Genomic DNA, 21,255 nt, shown 5'->3' with positions numbered 1-21,255 from the left:
GCCATGGATGGTGCGCCCGCCGATGACAGCCCTGCCCCCTGATTCCATCCCGACCGACGAGCTGGTGAGCCGGCTGGCGGAAGAATCGCGGCTGTTCGATGCCACCGCCAGGGATCCGGAGCGCAACTGCTGGCTGGTGGTGCACCGGCATGCCCACGGCGTGTTGCCCAGCGAGTACGACATCCGCGATGTACCGGAAGACCTGTATCTGGCCGTGCTCGCCCGCCGCAAGGAGCTGGGCTGAAGCCTCGTCGGAAACCGCTGGGCTGAAGGCCGTGCCTCAAGGCGCTGGTCTGGCTGTGTCGACGCGTGGCAGGCATGGCGCGGGTGCGCTGCCCCTCGAACACCAGCACAGGAAGCTCACGGCAGCTGGCTGAGCGGCGGATCGCCGGACGGTATTGCCCTACCGGCTGATCCGCCCAGGCTCCCGCGCGCTCACACAGAAAATCCGCCCCGGTGAAGAGGCGGATGGCAGATGGAGCCTCAGGCCAGGCTCAGGGATGGGCCGTGAAGATCAAAGCCTTGAGGGGCTCGAGCCTGACAGCGCGAGCGGAAGCAGAGCTCAGGACCAGCCTTCCGAGGACTTTTGCTCGATGTAGGCGGCCACATCAGCAATGTCAGCTTCGGTGAGCTTGCCGCCGAAGGCGGGCATGGCGTTCTTGCCGTTGGTGACCTGGTAGGCGATGGCCGATTCGTGGCCTTCGTTGTAGTTGGCCAGGTAGGCCTCGAGGGCTTCTTTCTTGAGTGTGCGCTCGGCGTTCACGACGTTGCCGCCGCCCATGTGGCAAGCCGCGCAGTTAGCGGAGAACACCTGGCCGCCATGGGCGACATCCGCGGCGAACGAAGGAGACGCGGAACCCAGCAGAAGCGCCAGGGCAAGGGCAACAAATGACAGCAGACGGCGCATCGAAAGGCGTGCAACGAGAAGAAGTTAGGGTCTCGTCCCCACGCGGCGCTGCAGCACGCGGGAGGATCGAAACAATCTCGTTACGCAAGCGGCGCGTGGCGCCAGCTGAGGTGGGCTGCCGTCAACCGGTGTGGCGGCCCAGCCTTCAGCCCACCGCGCCGCGATGGGGCAGGCCAGCGGCGTCGAACACCCGCTCCAGGGTGGGGACATGGCTCACCAGGCCGAACCGTTCCGGCGGGCTGACCGGGCTGTGGATGAAGTGGCGCTGACGGATGCTGAAGCGATCCCAGGCGTTCACCTCGATCGGCAGCACCTTGATCAGGGCTTCGATCAGCCAGCCGCTCAGGGCCAGGCCGAACGGCGGCCGCCAACACTGGCGCCAGCGGCACAGGCTGGTGATCGCCCCATCCACCGTGACGGCGGGCTGACCGAGCACCAGGCGCCGCACCGGCCCCTGGCCGGGTTCGCTGTTGGGCTGGTGCGGCTGCAGGCACAGGTGGACGCACACCCGGCTGATGTCCACGGCATGAATGAAGTGGAAGCTGGCCTCCGCCCTCAACCAGCGCGCCAGCCACAACCAGCGCACCCCCTCCTGCAGACCGGCGGTGAGGTAGCTGGTGGGGAAGCGATCACCCGGCTGCACCGAGCCGCCGAACACCAGCGTGGGGAACACGGCCACGATCCGCTCCGCCAGCGGGTGCTGCTCCAGCTGCTGCAGGCACAGGGCCTTGGTCTGGATGTACTCGGTGCCGTAGGCCTGCGCTTCCGGCAGCAGCTGCAGGTTGCGATCCAGGATGCTGGCGGTGGAGAAATAGATCACCTGCTGCAGCCGTTCGGGATCGGTGCGGCCCAGCAACTCCTTCACCGCCACCACATTCACCTGCTGGGCCCGCTCGGGATCGCCCCAGGCGGTGGCGGTGTGGATGATGCGGTCAGCGGAGGCGATCGCCCCGGCATGGGGCTCCTGATCGCGCAGGTCGCCCACCAGCAGGGTGATGCGCGGATCGTCGGCCGGCACGGCGGTGAGCTTGGCGGGATCGCGCAGCCAGAGCAGCAGCTCCACGTCGCTTTCGCGGTAGAGCTGTTCAGCGATCGTCTGTCCGACGCAGCCGCTGGCGCCGGTGATCAGCACCCGCTGGCGCGGGCCGGGCGATGTGGAACTGCTCAAACAGCCGCCCCGATCCACTCATTCACCGACTTGCCGGCTTCGAAGAACACGCGGGCGTTGTCTTCGGGTGTGCCGGGCAGGATGCCGTGCCCCAGGTTGAGGATGTGACGGCGGCCGCGCGCCTTGAGCACCGTGTCGACGATGCGGGCGCGGATCGCCTCAGGCGTGCCGAACAGCAGGCCGGGATCCACGTTGCCCTGCACCCCGAGGTGCTGGGGCAGACGGGCGCAGCCGTCGGCCATGTCCACGGTCCAGTCGAGGGAGATGAAATCCACGCCGGTGGTGGCCATGCGCTCCAGCACGCCGGCGCTGCCGGAGATGTAAAGGATCAGCGGGGTGTCCGGGTGCTTCGCCTTCACCTGGTCCACCACGCGCTTCTGGTAAGGAGCGGCGAAGGTGTCGTAGTCGATCGGGCTGAGCTGACCGGCCCAGGAATCGAACAGCTGCACAACCTGGGCGCCGCTTTCGATCTGGTAGCTCACGTAGGTGGCGATCGAATCGGCCAGGTGGCCCAGCAGCTGATGCAGCAGCGCCGGCTCCTGGAACGCCATCGCCTTGATCACGGCGTAGTTCTTGCTGCTCTTGCCTTCCACCGCATAGGCGGCAAGGGTCCAGGGAGCGCCCACAAAGCCGAGCACGGCCGCCTGGTTGCCCACGCTCTGGCGCAGCCTGCCCAGCACCTCGCCCACGAAGGGGAGGGCGGCGGCGGGTTCCAGCGGCCGCAGGGCATCCACCTGGGCCTGGCTGCGGATCGGCGGATCAATGATCGGCCCCTTGCTCTCAATGATGTCGAAGTCGATGCCGATACCCGGCAGCGGCGTGAGGATGTCGGAGAACAGGATCACACCGTCGGGCGCGAAGGCCTCAAACGGCTGCATCGAGATCTCGTAGGAGAGGTCGGGGATCTCCGAGCGTTCCCGGAAGCCGGGGTGGCGGTCACGCAGGTCGCGGTAGACCTTCATATAACGGCCGGCCTGCCGCATCATCCAGACCGGCGGCCGCTCCACCTGCTCGCCTCGGGCAGCGCGCAGCAGCAGGGGCAGGGTTTCGGCCATGGAGGGAGGGAATGCCAGCGGCGAACCTACCCGACCAGCCGGCCGGCTTCGGTGGATTCGTCACACAGGGCCTGGCTGCGGGCTTCATCGCGCTGCAGCACCAGGACGCTGAGAGGCGGCAGGCAGAGGTTGATGGATTGCTCGTAGCAGTGCATGGGGCAGGTATCGGTGAACTTGCCGCCGAGATTGCCGAGGTTGCTGCCGCCGTAACGGCTGCTGTCGGTGTTGAACACCTCGCTGTAGTAGCCCTCGAGCGGCACCCCCACCCGGTAGTGGGAATGACTCTGCGGGGTGAAGTTGGCCACCACCACCAGCCAGCGCCCAGTAGTGCTCTCCCGGCGCATGAAGCTGATCACGGAGTGGCGGTTGTCGCTGCAGTCGATCCACTGGAAGCCGTATTCAACGAAGTCGTCGCGCCAGAGCGCTGGCTCTTCGCGGTAGAAGCGGTTGAGGTCGTCAACCATGGCCAGCAGGCCTTTGTGGGCGTCGTACTGGAGCAGATCCCACTGCAGATCGCCCCACACGTTCCATTCGGAGCGCTGGCCGAATTCCATCCCCATGAAGATGGTCTTCTTGCCCGGGTGGGTCCACATGTAGGCGAGAAGGGCGCGCACGTTGGCGAACTTCAGCCAATCGTCGCCGGGCATCTTGTGCAGCAGGCTGCTCTTGCCGTGCACCACTTCATCATGGCTGAGGGCCAGCATGAAGTTCTCGGTGTAGTGATACCAGATCGAGAAGCTGATGTTGTTCTGATGGAACTGGCGGAACCAATGATCCAGCTCGAAGTAATCGAGCATGTCGTGCATCCAGCCCATGTTCCACTTCAAGTTGAAGCCCAGGCCACCGATTTCGGTGGGCTTGGTGACCATGGGCCAGGTGGTGGATTCTTCGGCGATCGACAGCGCCCCCGGGAAATGATGGAAAAGCACCGCATTGGCCTGCTGCAGGAAGCGCACGGCCTCGAGATTTTCCCTGCCGCCGTATTCGTTCGGCAGCCACTCTCCATCCGGGCGGAGATAATCGCGGTACAGCATGGACGCCACAGCATCCACCCGGATGCCATCGATGTGGAACTCCTCGAACCAATACACAAGATTGGCCACCAGGAAGTTGCGCACTTCGTTGCGGCTGTAGTTGAAGATCAGCGTGCCCCATTCCTTGTGCTCACCGATGCGTGAATCGGCGTGCTCGTAGAGGTGGCAGCCATCGAAGAAGGCCAGGCCATGGCTGTCCTTGGGGAAGTGGCCCGGCACCCAGTCGAGCAGCACGCCGATGCCTTCGGCGTGGCAGCGGTCCACGAAGGCACGGAACTCATCCGGGGAACCGAAGCGGCTGGTGGGGGCATAGAAGCCGGTGACTTGATACCCCCAGGAGCCATCGAACGGATGCTCGGCGATCGGCAGCAGCTCGATGTGGGTGAAGCCGCGTGCTTTCACATAGGGGATCAGGCGGTCGGCCAGTTCCGGATAGGTGAGCAGCCTGGCGCCTGGCTTGAGATCAGCGGCGGCCACCGGCGGCCGGGGCGTGCCATCGGGCTCAATGAACGGTTGATCCATGGCCGCGTGCATCCAGCTGCCCAGATGCATCTCGTAGACGGCGATCGGCTGCTCCAGCGGATCGCGGCTGTCGCGCTCGGCCAGCCAGCCCTGGTCGGACCAGCGGTACTGGCCCAACTGCGCCACCACCGACCCCTGCTGCGGTCGCACCTCGTGCTGGAAGCCGTAGGGATCGGCCTTCTGATAGCAGTGCCCGTGTTGATTGCGGACTTCGTATTTGTAGATCGTTCCCGGCATCAGCCCGGGGATGAACAGCTCCCAGATGCCACCGAGGCGCAGCTGCATCGGATGGTGGCGGCCATCCCAACCGTTGAAATCGCCCAGCATCGCCACCGTGAGGGCATTGGGAGCCCACAGGGCGAACTGCACGCCCGCCACACCATTGCGCTCGCACACATGGGCTCCAAGCCGCCGCCAGATGTGGTGGTGGTTGCCTTCGGCGAAGAGATGGCGATCGAGCTCGCCCATCCACTCTTCACGGAAGGCCCATGGGTCGTGCTGCTGGTGCTCGATACCTGCGCGTCGCACCCACAACTGGTAATTCTGGGCGGGATCGTGATCCAGTTCCGCTTCGAACAGCCAGCGGTGATGGGGGCACTCCATCGCCAGCGACTGGCCATTGAGACGCAGTTCCACCCGTTCGGCCTCGGGCATCCAGGCCCGCACCACCCAGTGATCGCCGAGAGGTTGGGGCCCCAGCACCGCAAACGGATGATCGTGACGGCACTCTTCGAGTTTCTGACCGTCTTGGACCATCCAGTCGAGGCTGGCGGGAGCCATGGGCGCACATGCGGGCGAGCCGGGAGCTTAGGCCGCCCACCTGCTCCGCCGCCTCAGCGCGGCGGGGTGGTGGGGAAATCGATGCCGATGATGTGGCCGGCGGAATCGAGGATCACGAACAGGTTGTCGGTGAGACGACTGAACTGGGTGGTGACGAGCACCAGCTGCTGGTCACCACCCTGGCTGGCCACCAGGGTGCCGCGCACCCGCTGGAAGGGGCCGGTGCGTTTTTCCAGGTTCTGCCAGCGGTTTGTGAGTTCCTGCGCGGAGATCTGCTGCTGCAGCTCCAGCGACAGCATGCTCCGTGCCGTCACCACTTCGCCACGGCTCACTGCGGTAACGAAGCTGCTGGCGATCTGACGGATTGGTGTGCTGCTGCGCTCCCACTCCCAGGCCAGCAACCGGCCCCGTTCGTCGACCACCAGCACGATCTTCTTTGCACCGCTGGGGGTGGTCAGCTCCGCTTCCACCGTGCTGTCGTCCACCCCACTCACAACCTCGAGCACCTTGCTGCCGAGGATCCTTTCCTGGCCCTGCAGGCGCTGATTGACCTTTTCAACGGTCGTGGATTGGCGCAACTCCGGAGCCAGCTGCTCGTAGATCGCCTGGCTGTTCCTCTGGCCGATGGCCGTGAGCAGGTTTTCTGCTGCACGCTTGGCGTCGGCCTGGGAGAGGCTGGTAGTGGCCAGTGCCGCCGGCCCCGAGAAGCCGGCCAACAGGGCCGCAGCCAGAAGGGCTGAACGTAGAACCATGGCAGTCAGAGGGTTGGGATCAGCAAAGTTTCGCCGACGTGAGCGGCTTGAGGTGCAACTGCGCCTCTTGGAGACTGAACTGGAGGGTGATCACCCGATGGTCGGGACCTGTGCGGCCCCTGGGGTGATAGCCATCGCCGGGATTGACGGCGATCTGCGGCCATGCCGCCGCCGCCAAAGACAGGCGCAGGCATTCGCCGGCGCGAAGCGTGGCCAGCAGGGGCTGGAACTGCAGCCGGCGTCGTTGCACGGTCAGGGCATCGTGGCCGAGCCAGCGACTCACCCCTGTGCAGAGCTGCAGCACCTGACTGCCACCGGCGCGCACCACCGAAAGCGCCCCACACAGGTCGTGGCCGAGCTGATCGGCGGCCAGATCCACCACCAGCTCTGGCCTGCCGCACAGCTGCACATCCTGCGCGAGAGGCGCCGAGGTGAAACAGGCCACATCGCTGCGCTGGTCGATGTCGCCCCTCTCCACCAGGCCGGCCTCCAGGGCCAGATGGCCACCACGGCCGGGGCAGGGCCGCCAGGGGTCGTGCACCAGCCACACCGCACCACCCCCCTTCCCGGCCTCTGTGAGCTGCCCCTCATTTGCATTGATCGCCGCCAGCCCGCCGCTGCGTAGGCCCCACACCAGGGAAGGATGAGGAGCGGCCGGGGCAGGGACCCAGGCCCCGCTGGTGAGGTCGCCTAGTGCGCAGGCAGCCGGCATCTTGGTGGGCTCACGGCCACGCAGATGCCGGTCGAAGAAGGCCAGCTGCAGCTGATCAATTCCGCCGTTCCAGTTCAGATGGGTCCAGGGACCCACCAGCAGTTTCGCTGAGCCGCCGCACGCCCGACTGCGTTCAAGCAGGTCAAGCACGCCGCAAAGATGTGGGTCGAGCCAGCCGCCGATCAGCAGCATGGGCTGGCGCAGCAGGGCCGGCGGAGGGTGGTGGCAACGCCAGCCGTGCGGGTCCCGGGGATCAAGGTGCAGCCAGCCGAGCCCCATGCCGTTGGGGTCGTGGCGCTCCAGCAGCGCCATCCCCTCCATCAGGAACTGCCCGCTCTCCAGGCTGCGGCGGATCGCCTGCCAGGCGTCGTGGTCACCGCGGCGGCGCACGGTTTCTGCGGCCAGCTGCAGTGCCCAGCCCAGCCCCAGCGCCCAGCGGTGTGCGCCCCCGTCGCTAGCCCAGTGAAGCCGTTCATCGAGGCCGGTCATGGCCGGGGCCATGGCATCGGGTGGCGCCGTGTCTGCGCTGCCCAGCACCTGGGTGAGGCCCTGATAGGAAAAGCCGTAGGTGCCCACCTTGCCATCGGCGAACGGCAGGCTGCGCGCCCATTGCACCGCGGTGGCCCCATCCAGGGCCTCCTGGGCGAATCCTTCGAACTGGCCGGCCGAATCGCCCCGACCGCGCACGTCCTGCACCACCACCGCATAGCCCTGCTGGGCATACCAGTGGGGATGGGCGGCGGTGATGGTGGAGGCGATGGCCCGGCCATAGGGCTGGCGCACCAGCAAAACCGGCCAGCGCCCAGGCGTGCTCGGCTTCCAGACGCGGCTGGCCAGCTTCACCCCATCGGCGCAGGGCATCCAGGTGTCGCTGGACTCCACCGGCAGGGCGTCAGGCACCGGTGCGGCTCAGCGCACGTCTGGGCAGTAGAGGCCCACCACGTAAGTCGTCAGCACTTCGGCGTCCTGAGTGCTGACGTTGCGGCTCTGGGCCACCATCGCTACAGCCTGGGGGGAACTGGAGCGGACGCCCTGGGCATTGAGGGCACGCAACTGACTGCAGAGGTTCTGGGCCACCTGCGGATTCTGTTTGACCGATTCGAGCAGGGCGGAAGCGGCACCGGCTGGAGCGGCTGCCAGTACGGCGAACGATGCGAGTGCGGCTGTGAGGGAGCAGAGCGCATGGCTGGTGTCTCCCCAGCGACGGGTGTAAGTCAATGCAAGACCAAGGAGGGAGTGCTCCCATTCCAGTGAGATGGAGGGTGGGGCAGGGGCGCGGCGGGTCAGTTTGGGGAGCGACTGGATGCCTTGCGGGCCCGAAGGATCCAGCCGCGCACGGTGTCACGGTCGATTCTGGCAAGAGCTCCTGGCCGCAGGGCCCGCTCCAGCCGGGTGAGCTGCACCTGCAACCGTTCCGGTGAGCATTCCGCCAGAGCGGTGGCTGTGGCAATGCCGGCATGGAGCAACAGGGCCGCATCACCGGCGTCGAGGGCGAGCGCCTCCATCAGCCTTGCCTGGCCGCGCAGACGCGTCAGCCGCTGTTCGGAAGCCCCCTGTCTCGCCAACTGGCGCAGGGCCCCGTCCTGGAGCCGGGCCAGGCTGGCCCACTCCCGCACGCCGGCGGCCTGGAGTTGCTCCTGCTCCAGATGGAAGTGCTGGGGCAGGGGATACATGGGGGCGGGGACGTTCAGGGCTTGATCACCACCACGGTTCCATCGCGGCCGCGGGTGGCTTCCGCCAGCACCACGGGCTTGCTCACGCCTGGTGCCACCGTTTCCACACGCCGCAGGCGCACATGAACGCTGCCGTCGGTGGTGATGCGGCCACTGCCGCGCAGGTTGCGGGCCAACTGCTCCACGGTGGGCCCGTAGGAGGCTGGGCTCAGATCGGCGCCGGCGGTGGCCACCACCAGGTTGGTGCCGTTGTCGAACACGATCGGAGCGTTCACCGCCCCTTCGACCTTCTCACGGGGGTTGTAGCTGATCGCGAAGGCCCAGCAGGAGAGTGACAGCAGCACAGTGAAGCTGGTGACCCCCACCAGCCGGAAGCGGATCCCCCAGCTGGAGATGAACCCCACCAGGGTCGCCACGGCCAGCACCGCGCTCGCCCCCGCGAGCCACTGCCCGGCTTTGAGCAGGATCGGATCGGCAGGCATGGGGGCTGGGCGGCAGGGGATTCAACTTATATATTGCGGCCACCTCAGGCGGTGATAGAAGCGAGCCGATGGGGGACGACGCTGAGCGCAATGCAGGGGCCGTGGCACAGGCCGTGGGCCGGCGGCGACGGCGCCGTCCATTGGTGGTGGCCACAGTGCTCGGTGCAGGCCTGGTGGCCACGGGCTGGTTCGGCGCCGATCACATCGGCCGCAGCCTCTACGACCGCTGGCGCCCCGACCTTGAACGTCAGTTGACCCGCGCCCTGGGTCATCCCCTTGAACTCGGCCCCTACGACGGGCTGCGGCCCTGGGGCATGGCGATCGGCGCCAGCCGCTTCAGCCCCGGCCCCAATGACGGGTCAAGTGTGAAGGTGCGCTCCCTCACTGTGGGGCTGGATCCGTTGGGAAGCCTGCAGACCTGGACCCCCACTCTCCAGCTCACGGCGAGGGGCGCCGAGATGGATCTCGTCCGCAATGCCGCCGGCCAGTACTGGGTGTTCGGCGGCACCGTCGCCGGCCGACAGCCGCCGCGGCTGAACCTGAACGTGCACCTCGCCGATTCCACGCCGGTCACCATTGCCCCGGCGGGGCTCCACCTGCGGCTGCGGGGCTCGGTGGCGGTGAACCTGCAGAAGCGCCTGGTGAACTGGCGCCTCAACGGATCGCAACGCCTGCCCCGCAAGCCTGAGCCGGCGGCTCTCGCTGGTCGGCCTGCAGCCGGCGACGGGCTGAGGCAAGCCGTTGGCGCTGCTGCCGGCCGCCTGCGCGCCGAGGGCCGCTTCCAGTGGGACCGCCGCGAGCTTGATCTGGCGCTGCGGCTGCGGCAGGTGCAGCTCGAGCCCCTGGCGGGCCTGTTGCCGGCCGGCATCGGTTTCGCGCGGCCAGGGGGTGCCGGCGGGCGCCATCTCAGCGGTCGCGCCGATGGCCGCCTGTCGTTGTCGCTGACACTGCCGCAGCAAGCCGGTCGCTTCCGCTGCGGCGGCAACTTGCGCCTGGGCGGACTGCAGCTGCAGGACCCCCAGCTGCCCGCCCCCTGGCAAGCCGACAGCGCCCAGCTGCGCTGCCGCGACGACCAGATCAGCCTCGATCCCATGCGCTGGAGCATGGCCAACTGGCGCGGCAGCGCCGCTGGTTCGCTGGTGCCGGGCCGTTCCTTCGCCCTCACCGGCGGTGCTGAAGATCCCCGGCGCGGCGATCGCCTGCAACTGCAGGTTCAGGGGCCCTGGCTGCAACCAAGAGTGCAGCTCACCGGCCGGGTTCCGCTCGGCAAAGGCACGCCCACCAGTCCGGCACCGCTGGCGCTCAGCGCCGATCTGCAGGTGGACCGGCGCCGTTCCCTGGCAGTGGACTTGCGGCGTTTACAGCTGACGTCCGGCCGTTCCCAGCTGGTGGCCGACGGTGCGCTCTGGCCCAGGCTGGCGGTGCGCAGTCGGTCGGGCTCGCTGCACCCCAGCCTCTGGAGCGCCGCCCCCTGGCTGGGCTCGCTGCTGGGCCGTCAGGAGCCGCTGTCGCTGGAGCTGGAGTCGTCGGGAACGCTGCTGGCCCCACGCCTGCAGGGCTCGCTGGCCCGCCAGGGCCGCCCGCTGCTGAACCTCGACCTGCTGGCCCGTGCCGCCTCCGCTAGGGCGGGTGGCCGTCCTGCCGTGCCCAACACGCTCACGGCCGTGCTGCGGGCTCCGGCCGGTGTGAGCGTGGAGGGTCGGTCGGTGCTGGGGGCCACCATCGCGCAGCTGGGCTGGAGGGACGGGCTGCTGCGTCTCGACGACTTGACGGCGCCGGGCTTGACCGCCCAGGGGCGCCTGCCGCTGCGCTGGCAGAACCGCCGCGGGCTGGTGGCGGGTGATCTTGACCTGCTGCTCGACCTGCCCGCCTATCCCCTGCAGCGCCTCAGTCCGCTGGTGGGAGTCCGCCTGTTCGGCACGCTGGGGGCCCGCGGCAGCCTGCGCGGTCCGCTGGCGGCCTTGCGGCCCGACCTGCGCCTGGAAGTGGCCGACCTGGGCAGCGGTCCGCTCCAGCTGCGGGAACGCTGGACCGGGCGGCTGGTGGCGGCTGGCAGCGGCAGCCAGCTGAGCATGCGCTCCACCGGCACCGCCCTGCCCGGCACGCTTACCGCCAGCCTCGATACCTCCTGGTTGCCGCGGCAGGTGAGCCTGCAGCGCCAGGGGGGCACGCTCGCGCTCAATGGCAGCCGGGAGCAGTACCGCTGGCAGGCCCGCGGCCTGCCCCTCAACGGCCTGCGCCTAGAGACCACCCGAGGAGGCCGCCGCGAGCCGCTGCAGGGGCTGCTGAGCGGTCAAGGGGTGGTGGGCCTGGCGCCGCTCACGATGAACGGCCGGGTGCAGGTGGAGCGCCCGGCGCTGCTGGGGCTGCTCGCCCGCGAGCTGGTGGCCGAAGGTGACCTCCGCCAGGGCCGCTACCGGCTCCGTGGCCGGGTCGATCCGCTCAGCGGTGGCCAGCTCAACCTGCGGGCCACCGGCAGTGGCGGTGGCCCGCTCCAGCTCGCCTTTGAAGGCCGTTCGCTCACCAGCGCCTTCTTCGAGCAGGTGCTTCAGCTCCGCGCCCGCACCGGCGGGGTGGTGGGTCCGCCCCAGGGACGCGCCAGCGATCTGGGTGTGCTGGCGATCGACACCCTGGGCGGCACCGTGGCCGATCAACTGGCAGCTCTGGCGGCGGCTCGCGCCCGGCTCGAGGACTCCGCCCAGGCCGGCATGGCGCCCAGGCCGAAGTTCCGCACCGATCTGCTGCGCGGCCTGGTGGATCTCGACGGCACCCTGGCCGGACCCAACCTCGCCGCGCTCAGGCTGACTCTCAACGCCAAGGGTCACCTGTGGCTGAAGGGCGACGACCGCGATCAGGCCCTGCAGCTGGAGCCCTTCGTGGTGCGGCTGCAGGGGCCGCTCGGACCCGGCCTGGGCCAGTTCGCGCTGGAAGGTCTTTCGCTGGGGCTGCTGGCCCTGATCACGCCGGTTCCTAATGGGCTGCGCGGCACGATCGATCTGGAAGGCCGCTTCCGGATCGGTGGCGCGGGCCGGCCTGGGTCCGCACCGGAGCCACAGTTCACCACCCGGGTGGCCCTGCGCGACGGCTCGCTCAACGGCATCCCGCTGGTGCTGGAGAACGCCCAGGTGAGCCTCGATGAAGCCGCTGTGTCGGCCCAGGCCTCCCTGCGTGGTGATAGTGCCGCCGACAGCGTGGATCTGAGCGCGCGGGTGCCGCTGGATCCCGCCAGCGACGGCCTGCGGTTGCGGCTCTCCAGCCGCGGCGATGGCCTGCGCTTCCTCACGGCCCTGGGCGGCAAGCAACTGCTCTGGCGTAGGGGCAGCGCCGATCTGGAGCTGCTGGTGCGCGGCAGCCTCGACGACCCCTCCGCCAACGGCTTCCTGCGCGTCCGAGGCGGCGAGCTGCTGCTGGCCGGTCAGGAGGTGACCAGGCTGGAAGCCACCGTGCTGTTCGACTTTGAGCAGCTACTGGTGCAGGAGTTCAGCGGCCAGGTGGGGCAGAAGGGGGCGATCAAGGCCGCCGGCAGCCTGCGGCTGTTCACCCCGTTGCCGGAGGAGAAGCCGCTGCAGGTGGAACTCACCACCGCCCGCCTGAGCGTGCCGCGCCTCAACGCCCAGACTGACGCGTTGCTCACCGTCACCGGCACCCTGCTGCGGCCGCTGGTGGGCGGAGAGGTGAATGTCAGCCGCGGCAAGCTCAACGTGCAGCCCGGTCAATTAGCCCAGTCGGAGCAGATCGAGGGCGGCGAAGGCAAGACCGTGGCCGTGAGGCCGGTAGCGATGCAGACCCTGCTGGAGTCGAACTGGGACTTCCAGCAGCCGCTGGTGCTGATGGGGGCAGGTGTGGACACGGGTTCGGGAGAGGCGCTGCGCAGCTCGGTGCCCGATCTTTCCTATTTCAAGCTGGAGGATCTGCGCCTGAACCTTGGCCCTGATCTGGAGGTGGTGATGCCCCCGGTGGCGGCCTTCCGCACCACTGGTCTGCTCACCCTCAACGGGCCGATCGACAGCAGCCTGCAGGCCCGCGGTGTGGTGCGTCTTAGGGGCGGCCGCCTGACGCTGTTCACCACCACCTTCACGCTCGATCCCGATGCGCCCAACGTGGCGGTGTTCACCCCGTCGCTGGGCCTGGTGCCCTTCCTCGACATCGCCCTGCGCACCCGGGTGTCGAACAGCCTGGAGGTGGGCCGCAGCCCGGGCTTCGTGACCGAACAGGACCTGCGCGGCGGCTTCACCCCGCTGGACCAGCTCAATCTCGTGCGGGTGGTGATGAAGATCAGCGGTCCGGCCGACCGGATCGGTGAATCACTGGAGCTGCGCAGCAATCCGCCGCTGTCCCAGGAGCGGCTGGTGGCCTTGATCGGTGGCAATTCGCTGGCGGGCCTCACCGGGGGCAATGCGGGCGCGGCCCTGGCCACTGTGCTGGGCCAGTCGTTGCTCTCACCCCTGGTGAGCACGCTCACCGATGCGCTCGGCCAGCGGGTGAGCTTCGCGATCTACCCCAGCTACGTGGTGCCAACCGACAGCCAGAATCCCAACAGGGGCAATGGGCGGGTGCCCTCCCAGCTGGTGCTGGCCACCGATTTCGGCCTGGACCTTACCGATCGGATCAACCTCTCGATGCTGGCGGCACCGAACCGCAGCGACATCCCCCCCCAGTTCACCCTGCGTTATCAGGTCAACGACACCTACGGCCTGCAGGGATCGGTGGATGCGGAAGGTCGCTGGCAAACCCAGCTGCAATTCTTCTTCCGGTTCTGAACGCCCCGCCCATGGCCGACGCCCCATCCAAGGCCTCAACGTCCGCCATGGCTCCCAGCGCGCTCGAGGCTTCCGCCCTAAGCCTGGCCTGTACGGCTCCGCGGCCCTCTCCCCTGCCGGCAGCCTCCGCGGCAGATCAGGCCATCGGGGTGGATCTCGGCGGTACGGCCATCAAGCTGGCCCGCGTTGATCGCAAGGGCCAGGCCCTGGCAGAGCTGGAGCTGCCCACCCCCCAGCCACCGATGCCCGGCGCCGTGTCCATGGCGATCGCCGCGGCGATCGAGCAGCTCGACCCAGAGCGGCAGGCGGCCGTTGTGGGCGTGGGCGTGCCCGGCCCGGTCGATGCGTCCGGTCGCGTTGCCCGCATCGCCATCAACCTGCCGGGCTGGCGCCGGGTGCCGCTGGCCGACTGGCTGGAGGCCCGACTCGATCGGCCGCTGGTGCTGGCCAACGATGGCAACTGCGCCCTGCTGGGCGAGGCCTGGTGCGGCGCGGCGCGCGGCGAGGACAATGTGCTGCTGCTGACCCTGGGCACCGGCGTCGGGGGCGGGGTGCTGCTGGGCGGCCAGCTGTTCACCGGGCCCCACGGGGCGGCGGCCGAGCCGGGGCTGATCGGCGTGGATCCGCAGGGTCCCGACTGCCACAGCGGCAACCGGGGCTCGCTGGAACAGTTCTGCAGCATCAATGGCCTGCGGCGCCTGTCGCTGCTGGAGCCCCGCGAGCTCTGCCGCCGTGCCGACGCGGGTGAGGCCGATGCCCTGGCGGTGTGGGACCGCTACGGCCAGCTGCTGGGTACGGGCCTCAGCTCCCTGCTCTATGTGCTCACGCCTGAGCTGGTGCTGCTCGGCGGTGGCCTGAGCGGCGCCAGCCACCACTTCCTGCCGGCGGTCTGGCGGGAGGTGGAGCAACGGGTGATGCCGGAGAGCCGCGAGGGCCTGCGTCTGCGCCGCTGTGCCCTCGGCAACGGGGCGGGCCGGCTCGGTGCCGCCCGGCTGGCCTTCGATCGTCTCGCGCCCCTGCCGCCCACCGATTGAGAAGATGGGGCCATGACCAGCCCCGTTCCTGACCCCTCCCCAGAACTGCTGCAGCGCGCCCTGGCGGTGCGGCGAGCGGCGGGTCAGCTCGCCCAGAGCAGCGACGCCGAGCGCCAGGCGGCGCTGGAGGCGATGGCGGCGGCATTGGAGCAGGCGTCTGCTGAAATCCTGGCCGCCAATGCAGCTGACCGCCAGGCGGCACAGGCCGATGGCCTGCCGGCGGCGCTGGCGGCACGGCTGGTGCTCGATGGCCCGAAGCTGGCGGCGGCCGTGGCGGGGGTGCGTCAGCTGGCGGCCCTGAGCGACCCGCTCGGCCAACGTCAGTTGCACACGGAACTGGATGAGGGCCTGGTGCTGGAGCGGATCACGGTGCCGCTCGGGGTGGTGGGGGTGATCTTCGAGGCGCGCCCCGATGCGTTGGTGCAGATCGCAGCGCTGGCGGTGCGCTCCGGCAATGGCGCCCTGCTCAAGGGGGGCCGGGAAGCCCGCCTGAGCTGCGCCGCCATCCACAGGGCCCTGCAGCAGGGTCTGGCCGCCAGTGCGGTGTCACCGCAGGTGCTCGATCTGCTCACCTCCCGGGAGGAGAGCCTCGCCTTGCTCAAGCTTGAGGGCCTGGTCGATCTGATCATTCCGCGCGGCTCCAATGCCCTGGTGCGCTTCATCCAGGACAACACCCGTCTGCCGGTGCTGGGCCACGCCGACGGCATCTGCCACCTGTACGTGGATGCGGAGGCCAACAGCGAGGAGGCGCTGCGGGTGGCCCTGGATTCCAAGATCCAGTATCCCGCCGCCTGCAACGCGATCGAAACCCTGCTGGTGCATCGCGCCATTGCTGCTGATTTCCTGCCGCCGGCGGTGGCGGCCTTCGCGGCGGCGGGGGTGGAGCTGCGCGGTGATCCCCGCGCCTGCGCCCTCGGCGTGCCGCTCCCCGCCAGCGACGAGGACTGGGGCACGGAGTATTCCGATCTGGTCCTGGCGGTGAAGCTGGTCGACGACCTGGAGGCGGCGCTGGCCCACATCGCCCACTACGGCTCCCGCCACACCGAGGCGATCTGCACCGCCAATCCAGCCACAGCCGAGCAGTTCCTGCGCGCCGTCGACAGTGCCGGGGTGTTCGCCAATTGCTCCACCCGCTTCGCCGATGGCTTCCGCTACGGCCTCGGGGCGGAGGTGGGCATCAGCACCCAGACCCTGCCCCCGCGTGGGCCGGTGGGGCTGGAGGGCCTGGTCACCTACCGCTACCGCCTGCGCGGCCATGGCCAGACCGTGGCGGATTACGCCCGCGGCGATCAGCGCTTCATGCACCGCTCCCTCCCCCTGTGACTGCCGCCTCAAACCCGCCCGGCAAACCCGCCAGCGCCACGCCCAGCCACCCCATCGTTGAGCCTGCCGGCCACCCCGCAGGCTTTGGCGCGGACGCCATCCACGTGCGGGGCCTCCGGCTCTGGGCCCATGTGGGGGTGCTGGAGCGGGAGCGCCTGCTTGGCCAGTGGTTCGAGCTGGATCTCACCCTCTGGTGGCCACTGGCGCGGGCGGGGCGCGCCGATGCTCTGGGTCTAAGCCTTGATTACGGCGTGGCGATCCAGGCCCTGCAGCGGCTGGCCCGGGAGCTGCGCTGCCTCACCCTGGAGGCCTTTGCGGAGCAGACGCTCAACACGATCGAGCGGTTGTACGGCCCGGTGCCGCAGCGGCTGGAGCTGCGCAAGTGCCGAGCCCCTGTGCCGGGCTTCAGCGGCAGCGTGGCGGTGGAGCGCTGGCGGCACGCGGAGCGGATCGGCCAGCCGGCGGGGCTGCCTGCTGCACCTGCCACTTCTGCTTCCAGCGGCCACTGAGCCCCCGGCCATCAGGATGGCCCGATGACGGCGCTTCCCCCCCTTGTTCTCGTCCACGGTCTCTGGGACACCCCACGGCTGTTCGCACGGCTGACCCGCCAGCTGGCCGGCGCCCGCGACCCGCTGCTGATCCCCCACCTGCCCCACCGGCTCGGGGCCACCCGCATGCGGCCGCTGGCGGAGCGGCTCGGAGCGGCGATCGAGGCGGCCTTCGGCCCGGATCAGCCGATTGATCTGCTCGGCTTCTCCATGGGCGGAGTGATCGGTCGCACCTGGATCCAGCTGCTGGGTGGCCATCAGCGCACGCGGCGTTTCATCAGCGTCGGCAGCCCCCAGCAGGGCACGATCGTCGCCCAGCCGTGGCCCTCCTGGCTGGTGGGCGGCATCGCCGAGATGAAGCTGGGCAGCCCGCTGGTGCGCGAGCTCAACGGCGATCTCAGCGGCCTTGAGGGGGTGGAGTGCCAGAGCTACTACTCGCCTCTGGACCAGGTGGTGATACCGGCCTGGCGGGGCGTGCTGCCGGTGGGGCCGTGCACACCGCTGCCCCCCACCCTGCACCAGCACATCCTCAGTGACCCGCGCTCGCTGGAGGCGCTGCGGCAGGTGCTGCTGGCCCCCTGAACAGGCAGGTTCAGGCCACCGCCACCAGGCCCGAGTGCCGGATCAGCGCTTCCGGCGAGGGCTGCCGGCCGCGGAAGGATTCGAACACCTCGGCCGGATGGCGGCTGCCCCCCAGCCCCAGCACCGTGGCGCGGAAGCGGCGACCGGTGGCCTGGATGGCCTCCTCGTTCTCGAGACCCACATCCTCGAAGGCGCTGAAAGCATCGGCGCTGAGCACCTCAGCCCATTTGTAGGAGTAGTAGCCGGCTGCGTAGCCGCCGGCGAAGATGTGGCCGAAGGAGCAGAGCAGCGCGTCTTCAGGGATCGGGGCGATCACGGTGGTGGTGGAAGCGATCTCACGGCGCAGCGCCTCTGGTGAGCGGCCGTCCTCAGGGGTCCACTGGCTGTGCAGGCGCAGATCGGTGAGCGCCAGGTGCACCTGGCGCAGGGTGGCGGCGCCGGTCATGAAGGTGCGGGCCGCCTGCAGCTTGGCGAACTCCGCTTCGGGCAGGGGCTCGCCGCTCTGCCAGTGGCGGGCCATGCCCAGCAGGGTGGCGCGGTCGTAGCACCAGTTCTCCATGAACTGGCTGGGCAGCTCTACCGCATCCCACTCCACGTTGTTGATGCCTGCCGCCTGAGGCCGCTCCACCGTGGTGAGCATGTGCTGCAGACCATGGCCGAATTCGTGGAAGAGGGTCTCCACTTCCTCGAAGGTCATCAGGCTGGGCGTGTCGCCCACCGGCGGGCTCTGGTTGCACACGAGGTAGGCCACCGGCAGCACCGGCCGGCCGTCGTCCGCCACGCTGCGCACCAGGCATTCATCCATCCAGGCACCGCCCCTTTTGCTGCCGGGACGGCTGTAGGGGTCGAGATAGAACGCTGCAATGGCTTCGCCGCTGCCGGCGTCGTCGACGCGGAAGTAGCGCACATCGGGGTGCCACACCGGCGCCTCGCCATCGGCGGCGTTGATGCGGATGCCGAACAGGCGGTTGCAGAGGCCGAACAGACCATCCAGCACGCGCGGCAGCGGGAACCAGGGGCGCAGCGCCTCGCTGTCGAGCGCGAAGGCTTCCTGCCGGCGGACTTCCGCCCAGAAGCTCACATCCCAGGCCTGGAGGTCCTCGGCTTCAGTGGCGCCGGCGCGGACAGCACAGGCGCGCAGTTCGGCCAGTTCCTGCAGGGCAACGGGATGGGCGGCGGCACGCAGATCCTCCAGCAGCCGCTCCACCTCCTCCACCGAGCCGGCCATCTTGGCGGCCAGGCTCACATCGGCCCAGTGGGCGTAGCCCAGGCGCTGGGCCTGCTCGCGCCGCAAGGTGAGGATCCGCTCGATCAGCGGCCCGTTGCCGCCGTCTTCGCCGGAGGCCCGGCTCACATGGGCCTTGTAGAGGCGCTCGCGCAGATCACGGCGGCGGCTGTATTTGAGAAAAGGGGCATAGCGGGGCATGTCGAGGCCCAGCAACCAGGGGCCCTCGGCGGCGCTGGCCTCGGGGTGATCGGCCTGGCGTGCCGCCTGAGCCAGCTGCCCGCGCAGGCTTTCGGGCAACCCTTCCACCTCGGCCGCTTCTGTGAGCAGAAGGCTCCAGCCGTTGGTGGCATCGAGCAGTTGGTTGCCGAAGCGGGTGGAGAGTTCGGCCAGCTCCTGGCTGGTGGCGTTGAAGGCGGCCTGGTCGTCGCCTTCCAGCCCCACGCCGCGCAGCTCCATGTCGCGCCGTTCGGCCGCGAGGATGCGCTGCTGGGTGTCATCGAGGTCGTTGCTGGCCTGGAGGGTTTCCAGCGCCCGGTAGAGCACCCTGCTCTGGCCGACGCGATTGCCGAAGGCCACCACGGCGGCCTGCTGGCCGGCATGGGCGGTGCGCAGCTCCGGCCCGTTGCAGACGCCGTTGAGGTGGCTGACCACCCCCCAGCTCCAGCGCAGCCGCTCGCCCAGCCGCTGCAGCGGCCCCATCACCTGCTGCCAATTCAGCGGAGCTTCGGCCTCGAGGGCTGCCGAGAGCTCTGCTTCCAGCCGGTCGAGCTGCTGATCGAGCTCGGCCAGCAGGCCGGGCATGTGCGCGCTGACCTGCTCGGGAGTGATCGCTGCGTAGTCAGGCAGGCCCTCGCCGACCAGCAGGGCCACAGGAGCTTCGAGGGTGGATGGCATCGCCGGGGAGCGTTGGGGTGGTGTGGACCCATTTCACCCCAGCGGTGCAGCCGCCGGCGGCTCAGCCCAGGACGGGAAGCCGGCCAAGGGCCAGCTGGGCGTGGGCGCTGAGCTTCTCGGCCAGGGCGTTGGTGCTGGCGCCATAGAGATCAATGGCCAGGCGGGGCCAGAAGCCGATCGCCAGGGTGGGGACCAGCAGCACCAGGCCGATCACCAGTTCGCGGGGCTTCATGTCGCCCACCACGGCCAGGGCCGGAATCCTGGGGCCGAAGAACACCCGCCGACTCATCGACAGGAGATAGACGGGGGTGAGCACCAGGCCGATGGCGGCAAGGATGATGGTGATCACACGGAAGCCGATCGTGAAGCTGTCGTTGCTGGTGACCCCCAGGAACACGGTGATTTCACTGATGAAGCCGCTCATTCCAGGCAGGGCCAGCGAGGCCAGGGAGCTGGCCAGGAAGAAGGCGAAGGTGATCGGCAGCACCTTGGCCAGGCCGCCCATGTTGGGGATCGACAGGGTTTTGGTGCGCTCGTAGAACACACCGGTGACGAAGAACATCGAAGCGGCGATCAGGCCGTGGCTGATCATCTGCAGCATGGCCCCGCTCAGCCCGAGGGTGTCGATGGCGCCGATGCCGAGCAGCACGAAGCCCATGTGGCTCACCGAGCTGCAGGCGATCCTCCGTTTGACGTTGTCCTGGGCGAAGGCATTGAGCGCGCCATACACGATGTTGACAATGCCCAGCACGATCAACGCCGGTGCCAGGCGCAGATGGGCGTCGGGAAGCATCTGCACGTTGAAGCGCAGCAGGGCGTAGCCGCCCATCTTGAGCAACACGCCGGCCAGCAGCATCGACACCGGCGCGTTGGCTTCGCCGTGGGCATCGGGCAGCCAGGTGTGCAGCGGGAACATCGGCAACTTCACGCCGAAGCCGATCAGGAAGCCGAGGTAACAGAGCAGGGCGAAGCTGCCGCCGTAGGAGCGCTCACTGAGTTCCTGCAGGTTGAGGGTGAAACCGTCACCGCCGAGGGCCAGGGCCAGTCCGCTGATAAGGATCAACAGTGAGGCTGTGGCGGTGTAGAGGATGAACTTAGTGGCCGCGTACTGGCGCTGGGCGCCGCCCCAGATGGCGATCAGCAGGTACACCGGCACCAGCTCCAGTTCCCAGGCCAGGAAGAAGAGCAGGAAATCCTGCGAGAGGAACACCAGCGATTGGGCGGAGGCCTGCAGCAGGAGCAAGCCGAAATAAAGCTGGCACTTGCGGTTGAGGTTCCAGCTGGCGGCCACCGCCAGCAGGGTGACCAGGCCGCTGAGCACCACGAGCGGTGCCGAGAGGCCATCGGCGGCCAGCGACCATTCCAGGCCGAGGGCGGGCAGCCAGGGCACCCGCTCCACCAGTTGCAGGCCGCTGAGGCTGCTGTCGAAGCCCTGGCTGAACACCCAAAGGATCAGCAGGAGGTCGACGAGCAGCACCCCGAGGGCGATGGTGCGGGGAGCGCGCGGATCGGTGCCATCGCCGGGCACCAGGGGCATCAACAGGGCCCCCGCCGCCGGGATCAGGGCGATCAGCGTGAGCCAGGGAAAGTCTGCAGGGAGAGAGGACGCGGCCGTCAGGGGCAGATTGGCGTCCATTTCAGCCTGCGAGGGGAACGTTCGGGCCGCCGCTGGGGCGGTGCAACCCGGAGAATTTATCAGTTACACGCACGGTGCTGAGTAGTTCTACTCAACAGGGCTGTGGACACGGATCGCAGCAGGGATCCGCCGTGGCGTCGGCGGGAATTGTGGCGAACTCCGGGT

Annotated in this window: 17 protein-coding genes; 6 read left to right on the top strand and 11 right to left on the bottom strand. The window is 68.8% G+C overall.

Features of this window, described 5'->3' with window-relative positions; translation table 11 throughout:
• The first annotated feature begins 22 nt into the window (after positions 1-22).
• A complete protein-coding gene (locus CJZ80_RS10340) occupies positions 23-244 on the top strand; it encodes a hypothetical protein (protein ID WP_094513036.1) in 222 nt (73 codons plus the stop codon).
• A gap of 318 nt (positions 245-562) precedes the next feature.
• Here the strand turns inward: CJZ80_RS10340 and CJZ80_RS10335 are convergent, their stop codons facing one another.
• From CJZ80_RS10335 to CJZ80_RS10295, 9 genes are all read right to left on the bottom strand, one after another.
• Positions 563-907 (bottom strand): c-type cytochrome, encoded by a 345-nt coding sequence (locus CJZ80_RS10335; RefSeq protein ID WP_094512922.1) that lies wholly within the window; start codon positions 905-907, stop codon positions 563-565.
• Positions 908-1,052: 145 nt separating this feature from the next.
• Positions 1,053-2,075 carry an NAD(P)-dependent oxidoreductase gene (locus CJZ80_RS10330; protein WP_094512921.1) on the bottom strand — a complete coding sequence of 341 codons (1,023 nt, stop codon included), beginning with the start codon at positions 2,073-2,075 and terminating at the stop codon, positions 1,053-1,055.
• The gene (gene hemE, locus CJZ80_RS10325; protein ID WP_094512920.1) at positions 2,072-3,130 is read right to left on the bottom strand and encodes a uroporphyrinogen decarboxylase; all 1,059 of its coding nucleotides are present in this window, start codon (positions 3,128-3,130) and stop codon (positions 2,072-2,074) included. Before hemE ends, CJZ80_RS10330 begins: the two co-directional genes overlap by 4 nt.
• A 26-nt stretch (positions 3,131-3,156) precedes the next feature.
• A complete protein-coding gene (gene glgB / locus CJZ80_RS10320; RefSeq protein ID WP_094512919.1) occupies positions 3,157-5,466 on the bottom strand; it encodes a 1,4-alpha-glucan branching protein GlgB in 2,310 nt (769 codons plus the stop codon).
• Between the two features lie 53 nt (positions 5,467-5,519).
• A complete protein-coding gene (locus CJZ80_RS10315) occupies positions 5,520-6,218 on the bottom strand; it encodes a DUF3887 domain-containing protein (RefSeq protein ID WP_094512918.1) in 699 nt (232 codons plus the stop codon).
• A gap of 19 nt (positions 6,219-6,237) precedes the next feature.
• On the bottom strand, positions 6,238-7,830 hold the full coding sequence (locus tag CJZ80_RS10310; protein ID WP_369803031.1) for a CocE/NonD family hydrolase: 1,593 nt from the start codon (positions 7,828-7,830) through the stop codon (positions 6,238-6,240).
• Positions 7,831-7,839: 9 nt separating this feature from the next.
• Positions 7,840-8,148, bottom strand: a complete 309-nt coding sequence (locus CJZ80_RS10305; RefSeq protein WP_369803030.1) for a hypothetical protein — start codon at positions 8,146-8,148, stop codon at positions 7,840-7,842.
• Positions 8,149-8,213: 65 nt separating this feature from the next.
• On the bottom strand, positions 8,214-8,603 hold the full coding sequence (locus CJZ80_RS10300) for a DUF4332 domain-containing protein (RefSeq protein WP_094512917.1): 390 nt from the start codon (positions 8,601-8,603) through the stop codon (positions 8,214-8,216).
• Between the two features lie 14 nt (positions 8,604-8,617).
• Complete coding sequence (locus tag CJZ80_RS10295) at positions 8,618-9,085, bottom strand: Ycf51 family protein (RefSeq protein WP_094512916.1); 468 nt, start codon at positions 9,083-9,085, stop codon at positions 8,618-8,620.
• A gap of 68 nt (positions 9,086-9,153) precedes the next feature.
• On the opposite strand from CJZ80_RS10295, the gene CJZ80_RS10290 reads away from it, so the two are divergent.
• From CJZ80_RS10290 to CJZ80_RS10270, 5 genes are read left to right on the top strand one after another with little or no spacing between them, the layout of a single operon-like run.
• Positions 9,154-13,845 carry a translocation/assembly module TamB domain-containing protein gene (locus CJZ80_RS10290; protein ID WP_094512915.1) on the top strand — a complete coding sequence of 1,564 codons (4,692 nt, stop codon included), beginning with the start codon at positions 9,154-9,156 and terminating at the stop codon, positions 13,843-13,845.
• Positions 13,846-13,856: 11 nt separating this feature from the next.
• Positions 13,857-14,879, top strand: coding sequence for an ROK family protein (locus CJZ80_RS10285; protein ID WP_233132992.1), 1,023 nt, complete (start codon positions 13,857-13,859; stop codon positions 14,877-14,879).
• Between the two features lie 12 nt (positions 14,880-14,891).
• Positions 14,892-16,202 (top strand): glutamate-5-semialdehyde dehydrogenase, encoded by a 1,311-nt coding sequence (locus CJZ80_RS10280; RefSeq protein ID WP_094512913.1) that lies wholly within the window; start codon positions 14,892-14,894, stop codon positions 16,200-16,202.
• Positions 16,199-16,711 (top strand): dihydroneopterin aldolase, encoded by a 513-nt coding sequence (locus CJZ80_RS10275; RefSeq protein ID WP_315855822.1) that lies wholly within the window; start codon positions 16,199-16,201, stop codon positions 16,709-16,711. The genes CJZ80_RS10280 and CJZ80_RS10275 overlap by 4 nt, the downstream gene beginning before the upstream one ends.
• Before the next feature lie 24 nt (positions 16,712-16,735).
• A complete protein-coding gene (locus tag CJZ80_RS10270) occupies positions 16,736-17,332 on the top strand; it encodes a triacylglycerol lipase (protein ID WP_094512912.1) in 597 nt (198 codons plus the stop codon).
• Positions 17,333-17,342: 10 nt separating this feature from the next.
• Here CJZ80_RS10270 and CJZ80_RS10265 read toward each other — a convergent pair whose 3' ends face one another.
• Together CJZ80_RS10265 and CJZ80_RS10260 are read right to left on the bottom strand one after the other, a co-directional pair.
• Entirely contained in the window at positions 17,343-19,454 is a 2,112-nt protein-coding gene (locus CJZ80_RS10265) for a M3 family metallopeptidase (protein WP_094512911.1), read from the bottom strand.
• Positions 19,455-19,515: 61 nt separating this feature from the next.
• Positions 19,516-21,090 (bottom strand): NAD(P)H-quinone oxidoreductase subunit 4, encoded by a 1,575-nt coding sequence (locus tag CJZ80_RS10260; RefSeq protein ID WP_094512910.1) that lies wholly within the window; start codon positions 21,088-21,090, stop codon positions 19,516-19,518.
• Positions 21,091-21,255: the final 165 nt, after the last annotated feature.

Origin of the sequence: Synechococcus sp. MW101C3, from assembly GCF_002252635.1 — a bacterium.
Taxonomy (GTDB): Bacteria; Cyanobacteriota; Cyanobacteriia; order PCC-6307; family Cyanobiaceae; genus MW101C3.
This window is presented reverse-complemented; position numbering and strand designations above follow the sequence as displayed.